Annotated in this window: 1 pseudogene; it reads right to left on the minus strand. The window is 58.8% G+C overall.

What is annotated here, in order from left to right:
• Positions 1-2,558, minus strand: a pseudogene (locus EOA22_RS30530) (Tn3 family transposase); the annotation flags it as partial.

Below are 2,558 nucleotides of genomic sequence, written 5' to 3' on the forward strand. Positions count from 1 at the left end.
AGCTCGAGTACCATTCAATCATGAAAAGCGACCGCTCGATGCGGCCGAGTTCCCGAAGAGCCTTGGCCAGTTGGCTTTCCTTCGGTGATGCCGAGAGCTTCTTCAAGATCGTCGAGGGCACGACGGCACGGGTGGTTATCGATGCCGCCAGATGAAGCAGATCGTCCCAGTGATCGAGGATCAGGGTGGTGTTGATTGGCGCTCCGATGTGGTTCGACAGCGCCGGGTATGCATCGCCTTTCTCGAACGTGTGGAACTTCCGATCTTTGAGATTGCGCAGTCGCGGTGCGAACCGCTTTCCGATCAGAGCGAATAGCCCAAAGACGTGATCGCTCGCGCCGCCTGTATCGGTAAAGTGTTCCTGGATGTCGAGGATCGTGTCCTGATCGAATAGTCCGTCGAGCACAAAGGCAGCCTCGCTTTCGGTCGGGCTGATGGGCAAGATGCTGAAGTAGCCGTACTGGTCTGACAGATGGCTGTAGAACTTCGATCCGGGCTCACTGCCGTAATGCAGATTGATATCTCCGCGCTTTGCGGCTCGGTCGCTTGCTCGGAAGAATTGGCCATCAGATGATGACGTCGTGCCATTGCCCCAAAGACGAGAATGCGGATGGCGGGTGTGTGCGTCCGTCACGCAGGCCTGGGCCGCACGGTAGGTTTCTGACCGCGCATGGAAGGTGCGCATCCAACTGATCTGGTGAGCGCTGATGCCTTTGGACGCGCTGGCCATCCGTTTCGGACCAAGGTTGGTTGCATCGGCCAGTACGCCAGCCAGCATGGCCGAGACATTCCTCGGAGTGTCACCCGTGCGAACATGGGTGAAGCAATCCGCAAAGCCGGTCCATTCATGCACCTCCCTCAAGAGATCTGGCACCTCGACCAACGGATAGAGCTCGCTGATCTCGGCATTTAGGTCCTCGGCTGCTGCGGGAACTTCGCCAGCTGCCGGCGTGACGATAAGCGTTCCACCTTCGAGACGAACACCGTCGAGCTTCCCGGATCGTGCCCTGTGCGCCAGGCGCTTCAGGTTGAAGTCGAGCATCTGCCGCGCTTCGGTAAGCCACGCCGCACCGTCCTCTTGGACACCAAGTCCGAGGCGACCTTCATCTTTCAGGATTGTGAACGTTGGCAGCGGCATCAGGTGCTCGTCGATCGGTCGGAAAGATCGGCTGCCGTCGACCCAAATGTCCGCGGATCTAAGGCGGTCTCGCAAAGCGGCGAGCGTAGCAATCTCATAGAGACGGCGATCGGGCTTCTCCTGCCCGAGGATTAGCCGTCGATCAGCTTGGCTGAGGTGGGTGACCGGGACGCGATCCGGAAGGCTCCGCCGCTTCTCGGCATAGAGCCGTTTCAGCAGCGAAATCGCCGCAAGAAGGGGGTCATGGCGGCGCGCTGAGCGGAATGTGAACGCCTGCAGGAACGCACCGGCGTACTTGTTGACGGTCGCATATTGCTCGGCCGCCAAGGTCAAAGGCGACGCCTCGTTGTCCTCGACCATCGACTCAAGCTCAGGCTACATCCGAAGCAACCGGTGCCATCCAACTTCTTGATCGAGAACCTCCAATGCGTTGCGGCCATAATCGTTCGCGGACTGCAGGGCTGTGATCGTGTCCAGGAACATGCGTAGCGCTTTGGCCGTATCCGGCCTGCAGTCCATGTGCCGCTGCTTCTTGCGGTTATTGGCTTGCGAGAACAGCCGGCCTATCAACTTGATGAACATCGACACTGCATCGTCAGTGAGCTTCTGGCCGAGCTTGATAATCTGCGCCACGATCAGCGCGTGTCGACGGCTGGCATTGAAGTCGTTGGCCAGCCATGCCGGTGTGGCGTTGCCCTCACGGATCATCTGATCCCACCGTCCAGATGATATACGCATCTGCAATTTCGGATCGATTTCTAGCTTGCGCAGGAAGGCGATCCGTTCGGTCAGCCCGACCAAGTTTGAAGCACCTGGCGCATCCGGCGCTGATCGCAGCCAATGAAAGCGCGTTTGGCCAATGGCCGGCTCAACCTCCAACAGCCTATCCAATGATTGAAGTGTATCGACCGAAATTTCTTCGATCAGCGCTCTCTCCGCCCGCCGACGGGCAATGGCGCGGGCGGCAAGACCGATCCGTTCGATCGTGTCGATCGCTGGCAAAAGAGATCCGCGTTCACGAAACATGGCGACAGTGGCACTCGCTATCGCGCCACCGTCGTCGGACGTCGTGGCCGCTTGAATTGCAGCCAGCAGCGCAGCTCTACGGTCTTGCCCCGTCGCGCTCCGCGCGGCCAGATAAACCATCAAGCGAGCAATATGATCGCGACGCGTTTCTTCACGGCGTGCATAGAGCGCAAACTTTCCAGCGTCGGCGCCAATCTGCTCAGCAACGTACTTTAGCATTGCGCGAGGCGGAGTTTAGTCGGTCGATAACACCCGGCCTGGATATCGCATCAGGCAGAGCTGAACGGCAAATCCGAACTGATTGTGTTCCCGTCTGCGAAGTCCAATCTCAAGCCTGTCAGCCGACGACAACGAATAGTGTCGGATGAGGCCGTCCTCATCGGTTGGTATATCG

Source organism: Mesorhizobium sp. M7A.F.Ca.US.014.04.1.1, from assembly GCF_003998745.1.
Classification (GTDB): domain Bacteria; phylum Pseudomonadota; class Alphaproteobacteria; order Rhizobiales; family Rhizobiaceae; genus Mesorhizobium; species Mesorhizobium ciceri.